The sequence below is a fragment of the Rhizobium sp. BK008 genome, assembly GCF_014197345.1.
In the GTDB taxonomy this organism is placed as follows: domain Bacteria; phylum Pseudomonadota; class Alphaproteobacteria; order Rhizobiales; family Rhizobiaceae; genus Rhizobium; species Rhizobium anhuiense.
In genome coordinates this window covers 96,936-112,386 of the sequence record NZ_JACIFK010000010.1, presented here as the reverse complement: position 1 = coordinate 112,386, position 15,451 = coordinate 96,936, and the positions used below count along the sequence as shown (strand labels likewise).

General features: G+C 60.5%; 15 protein-coding genes. 1 reads left to right on the top strand and 14 read right to left on the bottom strand.

Annotation, left to right across the window (positions count from 1 at the left end):
• Positions 1-2: 2 nt before the first annotated feature.
• The 7 genes from motC to FHT69_RS29790 form a co-directional block, all read right to left on the bottom strand.
• A complete protein-coding gene (motC, locus tag FHT69_RS29820; RefSeq protein WP_029868226.1) occupies positions 3-1,292 on the bottom strand; it encodes a chemotaxis protein MotC in 1,290 nt (429 codons plus the stop codon).
• A 4-nt stretch (positions 1,293-1,296) separates the two neighbouring features.
• Positions 1,297-2,634, bottom strand: a complete 1,338-nt coding sequence (locus tag FHT69_RS29815) for a MotB family protein (RefSeq protein ID WP_183904522.1) — start codon at positions 2,632-2,634, stop codon at positions 1,297-1,299.
• Positions 2,631-3,260, bottom strand: coding sequence for a hypothetical protein (locus tag FHT69_RS29810; protein ID WP_183904523.1), 630 nt, complete (start codon positions 3,258-3,260; stop codon positions 2,631-2,633). The genes FHT69_RS29815 and FHT69_RS29810 overlap by 4 nt, the downstream gene beginning before the upstream one ends.
• Positions 3,261-3,464: 204 nt before the next feature.
• A complete protein-coding gene (locus FHT69_RS29805) occupies positions 3,465-4,427 on the bottom strand; it encodes a flagellin (protein WP_063476331.1) in 963 nt (320 codons plus the stop codon).
• A gap of 298 nt (positions 4,428-4,725) precedes the next feature.
• A complete protein-coding gene (locus FHT69_RS29800; RefSeq protein WP_097544582.1) occupies positions 4,726-5,637 on the bottom strand; it encodes a flagellin in 912 nt (303 codons plus the stop codon).
• Between the two features lie 245 nt (positions 5,638-5,882).
• Entirely contained in the window at positions 5,883-6,791 is a 909-nt protein-coding gene (locus FHT69_RS29795) for a flagellin (RefSeq protein ID WP_029868419.1), read from the bottom strand.
• A gap of 282 nt (positions 6,792-7,073) precedes the next feature.
• On the bottom strand, positions 7,074-7,979 hold the full coding sequence (locus tag FHT69_RS29790) for a flagellin (RefSeq protein WP_183906342.1): 906 nt from the start codon (positions 7,977-7,979) through the stop codon (positions 7,074-7,076).
• Positions 7,980-8,424: 445 nt separating this feature from the next.
• Between FHT69_RS29790 and FHT69_RS29785 the strand changes: the two genes are divergently transcribed.
• Complete coding sequence (locus tag FHT69_RS29785) at positions 8,425-10,341, top strand: glycosyl transferase (RefSeq protein ID WP_028756334.1); 1,917 nt, start codon at positions 8,425-8,427, stop codon at positions 10,339-10,341.
• 182 nt (positions 10,342-10,523) lie between these two features.
• On the opposite strand, the gene fliP is transcribed toward FHT69_RS29785, so the two are convergent.
• From fliP to flgG, 7 genes are read right to left on the bottom strand one after another with little or no spacing between them, the layout of a single operon-like run.
• Positions 10,524-11,261 carry a flagellar type III secretion system pore protein FliP gene (fliP, locus tag FHT69_RS29780; RefSeq protein WP_003556541.1) on the bottom strand — a complete coding sequence of 246 codons (738 nt, stop codon included), beginning with the start codon at positions 11,259-11,261 and terminating at the stop codon, positions 10,524-10,526.
• The gene (locus tag FHT69_RS29775; RefSeq protein ID WP_097544552.1) at positions 11,258-11,764 is read right to left on the bottom strand and encodes a flagellar basal body-associated FliL family protein; all 507 of its coding nucleotides are present in this window, start codon (positions 11,762-11,764) and stop codon (positions 11,258-11,260) included. Before FHT69_RS29775 ends, fliP begins: the two co-directional genes overlap by 4 nt.
• A 12-nt stretch (positions 11,765-11,776) precedes the next feature.
• Positions 11,777-12,493 carry a flagellar basal body L-ring protein FlgH gene (gene flgH, locus FHT69_RS29770; RefSeq protein WP_028755544.1) on the bottom strand — a complete coding sequence of 239 codons (717 nt, stop codon included), beginning with the start codon at positions 12,491-12,493 and terminating at the stop codon, positions 11,777-11,779.
• Positions 12,490-13,032, bottom strand: a complete 543-nt coding sequence (locus FHT69_RS29765; protein ID WP_097544551.1) for a MotE family protein — start codon at positions 13,030-13,032, stop codon at positions 12,490-12,492. Before FHT69_RS29765 ends, flgH begins: the two co-directional genes overlap by 4 nt.
• The gene (locus FHT69_RS29760; RefSeq protein ID WP_183904524.1) at positions 13,029-14,150 is read right to left on the bottom strand and encodes a flagellar basal body P-ring protein FlgI; all 1,122 of its coding nucleotides are present in this window, start codon (positions 14,148-14,150) and stop codon (positions 13,029-13,031) included. The genes FHT69_RS29765 and FHT69_RS29760 overlap by 4 nt, the downstream gene beginning before the upstream one ends.
• Positions 14,147-14,629 (bottom strand): flagellar basal body P-ring formation chaperone FlgA, encoded by a 483-nt coding sequence (flgA, locus tag FHT69_RS29755; protein WP_183904525.1) that lies wholly within the window; start codon positions 14,627-14,629, stop codon positions 14,147-14,149. The genes FHT69_RS29760 and flgA overlap by 4 nt, the downstream gene beginning before the upstream one ends.
• 16 nt (positions 14,630-14,645) lie before the next feature.
• Complete coding sequence (flgG, locus tag FHT69_RS29750; protein WP_028755548.1) at positions 14,646-15,434, bottom strand: flagellar basal-body rod protein FlgG; 789 nt, start codon at positions 15,432-15,434, stop codon at positions 14,646-14,648.
• Positions 15,435-15,451: the final 17 nt, after the last annotated feature.

The window sequence follows — 15,451 nt, the reverse complement described above, 5'->3', positions numbered from 1 at the left end:
AATTAATTGCCTTCCTGCGCCAGAAGACCGTCGATCTCGTCGAGCTTGGATCGATTGGTCGTCACAAATGCGTTGAATGAGGGGTCGGTATCCTGGCTCTGGCCAGTCGATGCCACACCTCCCGGAACAGGCTCGGGAAGCGCGCCTGGCGCTTCCGGTTGCGTCGCTATCGCCGCAGCCTTTTCAGAAGTGATTTCTTGATGATCAGTGTTAGGAGTGGATGCTTGCCTCAAGCTTGCCGGATCGGGAGCGCGCAGGATCTGGTCGGCGACCGATCGCGCCGCCTCCTGCAGCGCCTGATCCCGCGGTGAGAGCGTATTGCCGTCAATGCCGCGGACATTCTTTGCCGCCCGGTCGACATCCTCCGTGGGAAGGCCGGCCATGCCGCCATAGAAATTCGCAAGCGGCCCGAAGGCATTGTCGGTGTCGGCGCCAAGCGACTGCACCCGTTCGACCGCCATATGCGTCAGCTCCGGCTTACCTGATATCGCCGCAGCACGGGCGATGCGCAGATAGACCTCGCGCTGGCGCGGCGCATCCATGAAAGACAGGATGTCGACGACATCCTGCGGCTTCACGTCGTGATCGTGACTGACGACGAGCGTGACGAAAAGATCGGCGAACTGGCTGGCATAGGGCGAATGCAGAAAACGTCTGACATAACGCTGCGAATAGGCCATTCCCTTATCGAGCATCCCCTTGTCGACGCAGATGGCGACCGAGCGGCGCAACGCCGCCTCCTCGACGATCGTCCCGGGTGCTGCAAGACGCGCCTGGTCGTAGAGATCCAGCGCGTCTGCCGGTTTCGTCGCGATCAGCACGTTGCCGCCGATCAGCGCAAGATAGGGGCCGATCTTCTTGTCGCGATATTCCCGGGCCGTCTCCTCCAGCGTCTTGGCGACGAGCAACCCTTTGCCGCTCAGATATTTGCGCAGCACATCGGTGACGCGATTGTCGAAATAGCCGTTGACGTCGTGGGCGATCAGATATTCGAGCGTCTGGGGATTGCCGCCGCTCATCGCATAGATCAGCGCTGCATCGACATTGCGGTCGTCATCGAAGACCGAAGTATCGACGGTGCGCAGCCGCTCGTCGATCGTCCCCAGCATGAAGCGCTGCATCTCGCCGGCCGAATGATCGCCGGTGACGACGGAGTCCTGCACGAACTGCAACGACCGCAGCATCTTGTACGGCGCAAGATCGTCCGGATCCTGCGCCTTGCCTGCGGCCGGCGAAAGCATCGCCAGGCCGAGGGCCACACATCCGATATAGCGATGCTGCCGACGCGCCATCCGACTATCCCTTATCCGCCTGCACCAGGATCTCGATCCGGCGGTTGGTCGCGTTGAACGGGTCGGTCGGCAACTTCAGCCGACGGTCGGCGAAGCCGGAGACCTGGGAGATACGTTTCTCGTCGAGCCCACCGCGCACGAGCATGTAGTAGGCGCTCTGGGCGCGGTCCATCGAAAGCCGCCAGTTCTCGTTCTGGGTGCCCTTATACTGGCGCCCGTCCGTGTGGCCGCGGATGGCGACCGCGCCACCCCTCTCCTTCAGGATCGCGCCGATCTTTTCCATGGCGAGCACCATCTCCTGGCGCGGAACAGCAGAACCGATATTGAACATCGAATCGTCGCTCTGGTCGGAGATGCTGACCAGCAATCCGCCTTCGGACGCCGTCACGGTCAGGCCTTCGGCGAGCTTGCCGGCAACGCCGCCGATCTGCTGGGCGATCTGCTCCTGCAGCTGCTCTGCTTCCTTCTGCTGCTGCACGGCCTCATCAGCGCTCTTATCCGCATCCTTCTGATGTTCGGCGTCTTTCTGAGCTTCCGCCTTCTTGTCGTTGGCAGACTTGCCGGCCGGCGCCTTGCCGTCCTTGGCTTCGACCGCGCCCTTCGTTTCCTTGGCTTCCTTCGTTTCCTTGGTTTCCGGGGCAGCCTTCTGATCGGTGGTCAGCGGTATCGGCTTGGTGTCTTCGAGCTTGGCGATCTCGGTCGTCCCGCTCTCGACCGCCTGCTGGTCGCTCTTGCCGGGAGGCGCCGACTTGCCGGCCGTGGTGACCTCGACCTGCTTCGTCCAGAAATCCGGATCGAAAGGATCACGATAGGCCTCGCCGCCATCGGCGCCGGTGGCCGGACCGGAATCGGCGGCGCCGCCGTCGCCCTTGGCGCTGACATTGGCCTGCTGGCCGACTTCCTGGGCGATCTCGGCGAGAACCGAATAGGGATTTTCGAAGAAATCGGCCTCGGAATAATTGGTTTGGTCGCCTGATGTCGATGTCTGGTCGTCACCATCCGCCGCGGCCTTGCCGTCGTTCGGATCTTCTTCCTTCTGCTTCGACTTCTCCTGCTTCTCCTCGCCTTCGGCGTTATCGACAGGCTTCTTCAGACCCTTCTCGGTCGGCTTTTCGTCGGAGAGCTTGATCGGATTGAAATAGGTCGCGACCGAGGCCTTGGTCTCCTCGTTGGCGGCATTGACCAGCCACATGACCAGGAAGAACGCCATCATCGCCGTCATGAAGTCGGCATAGGCAATTTTCCACGCACCGCCATGGGCGCCATCGTGATCGCCGCCGCCATGTCTCTTGACGATGATGATCTCGTTTTTGCCGTGGTGGTGGTTTTCGCCTTCGCTCATTCGAGAACTTTCTTCAAGCTGGCCGCCCAGGCGGACATACGGGTGACGATGACGGAATCACCGATTTCGACGGCAAGATCGATATCGTCGGTCTCAAAATGGCGAACCGCCTCGGCATGTTCGCCGAGCTCGGCCTTCAATATGTCGAAAAGCCGGGTCGGTCCCTTGACGACGATCGGTCCAGCGGCGCCTTCAAGGATCGCGTCGCGCAGCAGTGTGGCGAGGTTTTCGGCAGCTTCGGCGGCAAGCGCTTCCGTCATCACTGGCGCGATGGCGGCGGCGGCGCCGGCGCTGACCAGCTGAGCGAGCTCTTCGGCAATATCGCGGATGCGGGATGCAATGACTGCTGCCGCCTCGACTTCGTAGCGAAGCTTCAGCTCCTCGAGTTGACGCGCATGGACCTCAGCCAGCGTCCGCGCCTCCAGCGCGTGTTTCTCGGTCAGTTCCGCGGTGGCCGCGGCATGACCTTCCGCATAGGCTTCGCGGCGCTCCGCCTCGACGTCGATCGCCGGTTCGCTCAGTGTTTCGGGGAACATGTCGCCACCGAAATCATCCATATCGAGGACCGGCGGTGACGGTTCCGGTTCGCCGAAATCCTTCAAATACCGGGAAAGCGAAATGCTCATAAAAACCATCCAGCATTCGGGAGGCATGCAACATGCCCGCTCCCGCTCAAAATGTCCTTGCGCGCCGACATCTCCCTTCGAAACGGGCAAGGGCCTGACCTTGCGCCGGCACGGATTCGGACGATGCCTTCATGCCGGAAACTAGGAAGTCAAACTTGCGCGAGGATGAATGGCGCCGTTGCCACCCGTGATCGCGCCCATTCCTTATTCCAGCAGAATCAGAATCTTGCTTGCGGCCGTATTGAGGATCGAGATCGCTTCGACGGCCATCTGCTTCTGGGTTTCGATTGCCTTCTGCCGGATCGAAGCCTCGTCCATGTCGGTATCGACGAGCGCACCGACGCTCTTGTCGATCGAATCGGACAGATCGGCGGTATAGTCTATCTGATCGTCGATGCGTGTCTTCATCACGCCGATGGATGCCGCCGTGGTCGTCAGCGAGGAGAGCAGCGACTCGGTCACGTCGAGCATGTCGGTGAGCTGCGCATCGGTCGTGTTGCCGTCGATCGCAATTTCCGTACCCGTCGCCGGCGTCGTCGAGCCGGCATCCAGCAGATAATAATTCCGCGACGTCGTGCCGGAGTTATTGATCGCGTTGGCATCGACCGCCTTGGTCAGCAGGCCGCCGCTCGCACTGTTCTTGTCGATGAGGATGGTCTGCGACGATGGGAAATCGATGGTCTGGGCCTGATATTCGCCGGTCGAAGCGCGCACGAAACCCGAGATGACCGACCATGTCGGCGGTGCAGCAGTGTCGCCGTTCAGCAGCCAGTTTTCCCCCGCAAACGACGTCGATTCGACGACCGTCTGCAACTGCTCTTTGTATTCGCTGATCTCGGCGTTGATCTTGTCCTTATCGACACCAGGTTCTCTTGCCGAAACCAGCTTGGCGCGGATCTGGCTCATGAGATCGATCGCCGAGTTCATCGCCGTATAGGTCGCATCCACCTTGGCAGCGCCAAGACCGAGCGCATCTCCGACCGTTCCGAGATTGGTGCTGTCCGAACGCATGACGGTTGCGACCGACCAATAGGACGCATCGTCGGCGGCCGTCTCGATACGATATCCCGAGGACACTTGCTGCTGGGTCTGGCTGGCTTCTTTGTTGATGCTGCGCAGCACCGAAAGCGCATTCACCGCGGCCGCGCTGGTAATCTTAACGGTCATCGACAGGTCTCGGATTAAGGTGAAAGGGCAGGCCGGATTGCCGGCGGCGACTGAAGTGGCATCATGCCTCCGGCAGGGTTTCTACCGGCGTGTCGCAAAAGCAAATCAACTCAAGGCGTAGTTAACTTGATATCAACCCGTTGGGCAAGAGCGCGGCGCCGAGCCTGGCGCGTCGATCGAAGCCTTGATCAAGCCATTGATGTAAAAGAAAAAACCGCGCCATTTCGGGCGCGGTCCGGGAGGCTTTATGTGTGCGGCCAGACGATGGCGCAAGATTCGGTCCAGCTTCAGGCCTGACTTAGCTGCGGAACAGCGTAAGGATGTTCTGAGCGCTGGAGTTGGCGATCGACAGCGACTGGATCGCCAGCTGCTGCTGGGTTTGCAGGGCGCTGAGCTTGGAGGATTCTTCTTCCATATTGGCGTCGACGAGGCGGCCGACACCGGAGTCGATCGAATCGCTGAGCGCGCTGACGAAGCCTTCCTGCAGCTCGATGCGAGTGGAAATCGAGCCGAGCTGCGATGCAGCCTTGGTCATCGCCTCAAGGCCTGCCTCGATCGACGTCAGGGCCATGGAAATCTCAGGCGAATCGAAGTTGGTGATGTCCATCGAGTAGATCGAGCCGATCGTACCGGATGATGTGCCGATAATGCCGGAGCTGGTCTCGATCGTGCCGGTCGAGTCCATGCCGAAGAGAACGTTGCCCGCGGAGCTCGTGTCCAGAATATAGTCCGTCGTCTTGACCGAGACATTGCCGTTGCCATCGCGGACGAAAGTGGAAACGACGCTCTTGGTGCCGTCAGCGCCGGCAACCCAGTTTTCACCGGAGAAGGAAGCCGACTGCGCGATGCTCAGGAGCTGTTGCTGCAGCTGGCTGATTTCTTCCTGAACTTTAGCCTTGTCGACACCCTTTTCGGTTGCAGCGACGATCTTCGCCTTGATTTCGGTGATGACGTCGATGGCACTGTCCATGGCGGAGTAAGCGGTGTCGACCTTGGCGGCGCCGAGGCCGAGAGCGTCGGAAACAGCCGAGAGGGCCTTGTTATCCGAACGCATGGTCGTTGCGATCGACCAGTAGGCGGCGTTGTCAGCAGCCTTTTCGACGCGGTAACCCGATGATACGCGGTTCTGCGTGTCCTCAAGGTTGTCGTTGATGCCGCGGAGTGTCTGGAGAGCGGCCATCGCCGCGACGTTCGTCAAAATGCTGGTCATGAAATGATTGCCCCTCGTCGGCAAAAAGAAAAAAGGGACATTCCGGAAGGCCACCGGGAACGGGGATCAGCTTCATGCCTGTTAACCGGTTCTTAAATTTGGTTAACTCACCGTCTCGTTGGACGCAGAAAACAGCATTATGGTTAATGGATCGTTAACAGACATTAAAAAAGCCGCGCTCCATCGAAGCGCGGCTCGATACCAGTGCCCGCCGGAGTCCGGCGGGCTGATGTTTCCGAGGGTTATTAGCCGCGGAACAGCGTGAGGATGGTCTGCGAAGAGGAGTTCGCAATCGACAGCGACTGGACGGCCAGCTGCTGCTGGGTCTGCAGTGCGCTGAGCTTGGAGGATTCTTCTTCCATGTTGGCATCGACGAGACGGCCGACACCGGAGTCGATCGAGTCGCTGAGAGCGGACACGAAGTTTTCCTGCAGTTCGATGCGCTTGGAGATCGAGCCGAGCTGAGCGCCGGCGCTGGTCATGGCCTTCAGAGCCGATTCAACGTTGGTCAGAGCCGACTGGATTTCGCCGAGGGTGAAGTTGGTGATGTCCATTGCGTAGACAGAACCGGTCGCACCATTCGAAGTGCCGAGGATACCCGTGGAGGTTTCGACCGAACCGCCGCTCATGCCGAACAGAACGTTGCCCATGGAGCCGCTGTCGAGTACATAGTCGGTCATCACGACCGAAACGGCGTTGGAGCCGTCACGGACGAAGGAGGCAACGACGTTCTTGGTGCCGTCAGCGCCGGCAACCCAGTTTTCACCGGAGAAGGAAGCCGACTGCGCGACGCTCAGGAGCTGCTGCTGCAGCTGGCTGATTTCTTCCTGGACCTTGGCCTTGTCGACGCCGTTTTCAGTGGCGGCAACGAGCTTCGCCTTGATGTCGCCGACGACATCGATGGCGCTGTCCATGGCGGAGTAAGCGGTGTCGACCTTTGCAGCGCCGAGGCCGAGAGCGTCGGAAACAGCCGAGAGAGCCTTGTTATCAGAACGCATGGTCGTTGCGATCGACCAGTAAGCAGCGTTGTCGGAAGCCTTGCCGACGCGATAGCCGGACGAAACGTGAGCCTGGGTTTCCTGGAGACCCTGGTTGATGCCACGGAGAGTCTGGAGGGCTGCCATTGCAGCGTTATTGGTGTTGATGCTCGTCATAGTTTGCTTGCCCCTTGTTGGCAGATTTTAAGAAGGGACATTCCGGATTTTGGGCCGGCCCACAGCGATCAGCATCATGCCTGTTAACCATTCTTGTTAAGGTTAACTCGCCGTTTCGATGGGCCTAGAAAACAGCAAGATGGTTAAGGAAAGCTGAATTCGAATTGGAAATATCTTAAAAATATCTGAGACTTAGAAGGATTTTCATTAACCTTATATTAAAACATTTCGCGGCCGGGGATGACCCGGCCGCGAAACTTGGAAATCTTGTGCCGACCGGTCTTAGCGGAAGAGCGACAGGATGTTCTGCGAAGAGGAGTTCGCGATCGACAGCGACTGGATTGCCAGCTGCTGCTGGGTCTGGAGCGCGCTGAGCCTGGAGGATTCTTCTTCCATGTTGGCGTCGACGAGACGGCCGACACCGGAGTCGATCGAGTCGCTCAGAGCGGACACGAAGTTGTCCTGGGCGTCGATGCGGCTGGAGAGCGAGCCGAGAGCAGCGCCAGCGCTGGTCATGGCCTTCAGAGCCGATTCAACGTTGGTCAGAGCCGACTGGATCTGGCCGGCGGTGAAGTTGGTGATGTCCATTGCGTAGATCGAACCAGTCGCACCGGTCGAAGTGCCGAGGATACCCGTGGAGGTTTCGACCGAGCCGCCGCTCATGCCGAACAGAACGTTGCCCGCAGAGCCGCTGTCGAGTACGTAGTCGGTCGTCGTGATCGAAACGGCGTTGGAGCCGTCGCGGACGAACGAAGAAACAACGCTCTTGGTGCCGGAGGCGCCGGCAACCCAGTTTTCGCCGTTGAAGGAAGCCGACTGCGCGACGCTCAGGAGCTGCTGCTGCAGCTGGCTGATTTCTTCCTGCACCTTGGCCTTGTCGACGCCATTTTCAGTCGCGGCAACGAGCTTCGCCTTGATCTCGCCGACGACGTCGATGGCACTGTCCATGGCGGTGTAAGCGGTGTCGACCTTTGCAGCGCCTACGCCGAGAGCGTCGGAGACAGCCGAGAGGGCCTTGTTGTCAGAACGCATGGTCGTTGCGATCGACCAGTAAGCAGCGTTATCCGAAGCCTTTTCAACGCGGTAACCAGACGAAACGTGGTTCTGCGTGCTGTTGAGGCTCTGGTTAACGTTACGCAGCGTCTGGAGAGCGGCCTGCGCGGAAGTATTCGTGTTAATGCTTGTCATAAGTCTGTCCCCTGGAAAACTAGATACAAAAAGGAGGACATACCGGACTATAGTACCGGCGATGACGGACCAGCTTCATGCTACTCGGCGCCTTTTTTGTTTGGCCCAAACCCGTCATGTCCAGGGCAATCTCGCAGCCAATGCTTGCCAACTCCTTAAAAATACAGGCTCCAGGCCGGCTCCTCGCGGGCCATAGTTAATGCTTGCTGAATATATTCCTTTGCATTCTAATTCTCTTGAAAACCAAGCGTTTTCCCTGGGCAAAAGTCGGCATTTCCCCGCGAAAACAGAGGTTCACCAAGCGCACCGGTTTCAAGCAAGCTTCGAATGCCAATGTGGCAGGCGCCGAGATAGCACCATCGGACCGATCCGCTCGTTTTGCGGAGGACGGCCTGTCCGTGCCGCGGCGATCGACGCCAGAACATTTCCTTCACGGAGTTGGGTTTTGAACAGCAAAGTTTCGTTCTCTGCGGCATCCAAGGATTACCAGATGGGCCGCTACACACAGTCCTTGGCAACGCTCAACCAGCTGATGGATATCCAGCAGGACGCCAAGACCTATGCGCTGCTGGCCAAGAACCTCGTGCAGCTCGGCTTCAAGGCCGATGCCGCGAAAGCCTATGGCCTGGCCGGCAACTGCGAAGGACCGAATTCCTACGAATACCAGAAACAGGCTGCCAAGCTGCACTACGAGACCGGCAACGAGGACGATGCCCTGCTGATCGCCATGCGAAACCTCGCCAAGGCGCAGGAAGACCCGGAGCTCGCGTTCATCATCACCGCTATCTATCTGAAGCGCCAGCAGCGGGATATCATCCGCCCGTTCAAGACGGTGCTGTCGCAAAGCTCCAATCCAGAGCATATGCGCCTGGCGGCGCTGCTGCTGAGCGACGATCTGAACGACGCAACCAACCAGAACCTGGCGCGCAATATCTTCAAGCGTTTTCCCGGGAATCTGGCATTCCGCTTCCTTCACCTTGTTTTCGCCCGCGAATTCAACGAGTTCGAAGAGGCGAGCAAGCATCAGGCAGTAATCGACGCGGCCCTTGCAAAGGGCGATATCGAGATCCTGCGCAAGGACAACCCGTTCTATCATCTGCACTGGTGCGGCAATGAGGACTTCAACCGGTATGCGACGATCGGCACCACCCCCCTCAATCCGGAACGGGTGGCCTTCCGTCGCAGCCAGCCGCACAGCTGGTCGGACAAGATCCGGATCGGCTACATGTCATCGGACTTCTGGGATCGCCATGCGACGATGAAGCTCTTGCAGCGCATCCTCGAATTGCACGACAAGGACCGGTTCGAGGTGACGCTCTTCTGCCACACAGGCCCGGAGTACCTCAAGCACAACACGACCGACCGCAGCCGCTGGGGCCGGGTCGTCACCATTCACGGCTTCTCCGATCAGGCGGTGCTGGAAGTGGTGCGCGAGCACAATATCGACATCATGGTCGACCTGAAGGGCCACACTTCGGGCAGCCGCGCGCCGGCCTTCAACCTGCCGCTCGCACCGGTTCATGTCGGCTGGCTCGGCTTCCCCGGGAGCACGGTCAATATCGACCTCGACTACGTCATCGGCGACCATTCGGTGCTGCCCGAGGTGGCCAAGCCCTTCTACCATGAGAAATTCTGCCGGCTGCCGGAAAGCTATCAGCCGAACGACCCGATGCATCGCCCGAAGCCGCGCCCTGTCACCCGCGAGCAGCTTGGCCTGCCGGAAGACGCCTTCATCTTTGCGTCCTTCAACGGTAACCGCAAGATTACGCCGGAGACGATCAACAGCTGGTGCCGCATTCTCAAGCGTGCGCCGAACAGCGTGCTCTGGCTGATGGCGAACACGCCGCGCAACCAGGCGAATCTCTTGAAGCAATTCCAGGCGGCGGGGATCTCCGCCAAGCGGATCATCTTCTGCCCGCGCGCACCCTACGAAGAACACATCGACCGTCAGCAGGCGGCCGACATCGGCATCGATACCTTCCCCGTCAACGGCCACACGACCACCTCGGAGCAGCTCTGGGGCGGCCTGCCGGTTCTGACCGTCAAGGGCACCAACTTCGCCTCACGCGTCAGCGAGAGCCTGCTCAGGGCCATCGACCTGCCCGACCTCGTCGCAGACGACCTGCAGGCCTATGAGGATATGGCTGTCGAGCTGGCTCAGAATCCCGGACGGATCGCCGCATACAAGGCGCATCTCAAGGAAAAGCGTTACATTGCGCCGCTCTTCGATGCCGAACGGTTCTGCAACCATCTTGAGCAGGCCTATGAAATCATGGCCGAGCGTGCCAAGCAGGGTCTTGCACCCGATCACATGGACATTCCGGCGCTGCCGCCGCGCACGGGGCCATTCGCGGCCGAGTGAGGCTTTTCAACCGCCACGAAAAACCCGCCGGGGCGATCGCTCCGGCGGGTTTTTCATTGGTGAATGCTAAAGCCGCGTCGCAATCTTTCAGATTCGCTCCCGCACTCCGGTCCTGGCTTTTACGCATGTTGTGATCGCAGCACCGCTGCGTGCTTTGCGCAGCACGTTTTAGCGGCAGCCGCTCAGCTGAACGAGCGCACCAAGCTGCCGACGAGCAGGTTCCAGCCGTCGATCAGCACGAAGAAGAGAATCTTGAACGGCAGCGAGATCGAGGTCGGCGGCAGCATCATCATGCCCATCGCCATGGTGATGGTGGCGACGATCAGATCGATGACGAGGAACGGCAGCACAACGAGGAAGCCGATCTCGAAGCCGCGGCGAATCTCGGAAATCATGAAGGCCGGGATCAGCACGCGGTAGTCGATCGGATCGGTCGTCTGGATATTCTGTCCGCGTTCGCGCGCCAGATCGACGAAGAGCGCCAGATCCTTGTCGCGGGTATTGGCCGCCATGAAGGTGCGGAAGGGTTCGGCGATACGCTGGACCGCCTCGGTCTCGTTGATCTGATTGGCAAGCAGCGGCTGCACGCCGTTCTGCCAGGCCTGATCGAAGGTCGGCGACATGACGTAGAAGGTCATGAACAGCGACAGCGACAGGAGGATCATGTTGGAGGGCGTCGAGGAGAGACCCATGCCTGAACGCAGGATCGAGAAGGCGATGATGAAGCGCGGAAAGCTCGTCACCATGATCAGGATGCCCGGCGCGACCGAAAGAATGGTCAGCAGGCCGAAAGTGCGGATGATCCAGGCGGCAACGGAGCCATCGACCGGCACGTTCAATAAGTCAGTCGGCAGCTGCTGTGCCACCGCCAGTTCCGGTACCGCCATCATGGCGGCAAGGAAAACTATGAGACGAATCATTCGATGACAAATGTCCTGAACATGACCTTCGATACCCGCCCTTGCGAGCGAAGGTCAACACGTTCCTGTATGTCATCCTTGAGATATTGAAAGCCCCGCGGCCCCTCGATCTGCTGGAGGGAAACGGTTCTGATATAGGCGAGGATATCCTGATGAATATCCTCGGAAACCTTGACATCCGGCGGCCCGTTAAACAGCAGCGCGACTTCGAGTCGCACCCAGTTTTCCGAGGGGTAGGCAAGGTTCGACGTGATCGGCTCGAGCTGGACGATGTTGTTGGCCTCGGTCGAAATCCGCGCCAGACCTTCCTCGGCCTTCTTCTTGGCCTCGGCTTCCTTGGCCTGCTCGGCCTCCTTGGCGCCCTTGACGTTGGGCGCGACGATCGTGCCGACCGCCCAGCCGCCGCCGGCGCCGAGCAAGGTCAGGACGGCGATGCCGATGATCGTCATCAGCGCCGCGGATTTCTTCTTCGGTTGACCTGCGCTTGCGTCTGGCTCTGCCATCGTCGTTCAACCTCAAAGCGGCGAGAAAAGATCGACGGCCTGCTGGCCGCGTGGCGGCTGCTGCACTTCCATCAGGCGCCCGCGGCCGCCGTAGGAGATGCGGGCTTCGGCGATCTTGTCGTAGGAGATCTGGTTGTCGGAATTGACGTCCTGCGGACGAACGATGCCGGCGACGTTCAGGATGCGTAGTTCCTGGTTCAGGCGGACTTCCTGCGAGCCCGATATGACGAGGTTGCCATTTTCGAGAATGCCGGTGACGACGGCGGCGACAAGCAGGGTGATCTTGTCGGTGCGCTCGATCTTGCCCTTGCCGTCGGTACTGGTGTCTGAACCATAGGTCAGGTCGGTCTTGGACTCGGGCGTCCAACCGAAGATCTGGGCGTTGACGTCCCAGTTCATGCCGCTCGAATTCGTGCGGCTGCGGTTGGTCTCGTTGTCGAAGGAAGCCTTGTCGTTGATCTGGATGTCGACGGTCAGGATGTCGCCGACGTTGAGCGCGCGCGCATCCTTGAACAGGGCGGCCTGCGAATCGCTCCACAGCGAATAGCCCTGCGCCACGGCGCGCGGCTGCTTCGGATAAAGCGCCATCTGCGGCGTCTGGCCGTAGGCAAGGCCGCTGCCGATCGGGCTCATGGCGGGCGCGCGGCCGATCTCGCTGACTGCCGTCGGAGACTGGCAGCCTGCAAGGAGCGCGAGGGCGGCGATCGCGGCCGGAAAACGCATATTCATGAAGGATCCTTCGACGTATTGGGATCGGACGCACTGGCGATGACGCTGGCGATGGACGCGGCCTTTTTCGGGTCCATCTCGTTGAGGATGAGGCTCGACTGCCGCGGACCGAGCCGCATGATCACGGCGGAGGCCACCTCGATCTTCATGTCCTGCAACTGGAGTGCGGCCGCATCCGGCTTCATCTTCTTGTAGATTTCGGTGAGTCCGGCTTCCGCCTGCTTCAGGAAATCGTCGCGCCGCTTCAGCCAGTCCTGGTATTCGGCCTTGCGCTTGTCCATCTCCGCCATGCGGGCATCGATGTCGGCGCGAAGCTTTTCCAGTTCCTGCTTCTGCAGGAGGTACCGCTGGTCGCGGGCGGGATCGGCGATGTTGGTGCAGAACTGCTTGATCTCGTCCTGGGAGGTGATGTCGCCAGCGGGCGCATGTTCCTGCGCGAAGGCGCCGGGGATTGACAGAAGAACGAGGCCTGCGGCCGGCAGCGCCAGCCGGCGCAGCAGTTGCAGGACCGTCATGTCAGGATTGATGATCTTTATCATTGCAGCACAAGCTCCGCCTGCAGGGCGCCTGCCGACTTGATGCCCTGGAGAATGGCGATGATGCCATCCGGTTTTACGCCGATATTGTTGAGGCCGGCGACGAGGGTCCTGAGGTCGGGCCCATCGATGATGGCGACGCGCCCGCCAGTCTGCTCGGCCGCGATATCGGTCTGCGGCTGGACGGCGGTCTGGCCGCGCGAGAAGGGTTCGGGCTGGATGATCTGCGGCGTCTCGGTGACCTGAACCGTCAGGGTGCCGTAGCTGACGGCGACCGGCGAGACGCGGACGTCAGAGCCGATGACGATCGTGCCCGTGCGCTCGTTGATAACGACCTTGGCCGGCGTGTCGGTTTCGACGATGAGATTTTCGATATCGGCCATCAGCCGGGTAAGATCGGCCGTGCGCGGCTTCTGGATCACCACTTCCTGCGAATCCTTGGCTTCGGCGACCGGACCGCCGAAACGCGCCGAAGCATAACCGTTGACGATGTCGGCAATGCGGATCGCCGTCGAGAAGTCGGGGTTGCGCAACTGCAGGACGAGATTGACCGAATCCTTGAAGCGGGACGGCAGTTCGCGTTCGATGATCGCGCCGCCGGGCACGCGGCCGGCGGTGGTGACGCCTTCGGTCACGGTCGCCGCCTGGCCCTGCGCCTGAAAACCGGAAACGATGGCGGCGCCCTGCGCGACCGCGTAGATCTGGCCGTCGGCGCCGGACAGCGAGGTCATGACGAGCGTGCCGCCGCGCAGCGACGTGGCGTCTCCGAGCGAGCTGACCGTGACGTCGATACGGCTGCCCGGACTTGCAAAGGGCGGCAGGTTGGCGGTGACCATCACCGCCGCGGTGTTCTTGGCGCTGGACTGGCTGCCCTGGGTCGAGATGCCGAGGTTCTGCAACATCGCCCGCATCGACTGCTCGGTGAAGGGTGAGGAACGGAAGCCGTCGCCGGTTCCCTGCAGGCCGACGATCAGGCCGTAACCGATCAACTGGTTGTCGCGGCCGGCCTGAAGCGAGGCGATGTCCTTGATGCGGGAGGTCAGCGCCCAAGCGGGCGCGACATCGGCCAAACTCATGGCGAGAACCGCGACAAGGGTTAAGAAACGGAAGAACAATTTCATTTTGCCCTCACATGGACCGTGCCGTCCGCAAGCACCGTGCCGCTGACGATGACGCCGGAATCCATATTGCGCGCGCGGATGAGCTGCCCCGTCGCGCCGTCTTCAAGCGGCGTGCCGGCGGCGGAGATGGTCATTGGGCCAAGCGAAAAGACCAGGCGGATCGTAGAGCCGCGCGTCACTGTATAGGGGTCGCGCAGCGCCGAGACAGAAATCGTACGACCCGGCAAGAGCGTGCGTTTGGAAACCAGGCCTTCGACCTGTGAAAGGGATTTGGCATAGTCGCCGGCGAGGTTGGGGTTGGTGACCTCGACCTCCTGAAGCTGGCTGGCCGACAATGTATCGCCGGGGTAGATGATCGTTGTCGGGACAACGGCATAACCCATGCCGGCATCCACCTCCGCGGGCAAGAAAATGCCCGCGACTGCGATCGTGGCGGCCGCCACCCATCCTGAGATGTGTCCTACCCGGCAAAACATCATGTTTCGGCCCTTCCCTTTACTTCAGGTTCTTGCTGACGATGGAGGCCATTTCATCAGCGGTGGTGATCACCTTGGAATTCATTTCGTAAGCGCGCTGGGCCGAGATCAGCTCGGTGATTTCCTTCACCGGATCGACGTTCGACGATTCCAGATAACCCTGCTTCATGTAAGCGAAACCTTCCTCATCGGGATTGCCGATGACGGCTTCGCCGGAGGCGGCCGTTTCCTGGAAGAGATTGTCGCCGAGCGGCTGGAGGCCCGCCTCGTTGACGAAGTCGGCAAGCGTCAGCTGACCGAGCACGGTCGCATCCGTCGCACCCGGCAGCTTCGCCGAGACTTCGCCGGAGCGGCTGATGGTCAGCTCGGTCGAGCCCGTCGGAATGGTGATGCCGGGAAGAACCTCGTAGCCGTCGATGGTGACGAGCTGGCCCTGGTCGTTCTTGTTGAAGGCGCCGGCGCGGGTATAAAGCGTCGTGCCGTCGGTCGACTGGATCTGGAAGAAGCCCTTGCCGATCAGCGCCACGTCGAGGTCGTTGCCGGTCTGCGTCAGTTCGCCCTGGAGATGCAGGTTGCGGACCGCCGAGGTCTGGACGCCGAGGCCGATATTGGCGCCTTCCGGCACTACGGCCTGGTTGGCGCGGTTGGCGACACCCTTGGCGCGTTCTGTCTGGTAGAGAAGATCGGAGAATTCAGCGCGGGCGCGCTTGAAACCCGTCGTGTTGATGTTCGCGATGTTGTTCGCGATGACTTCCAGATTGGTCTGCTGGGCATCCATGCCCGTTGCTGCAATGGCGAGCGCTCTCATGTGTTCGTCCTCAAATC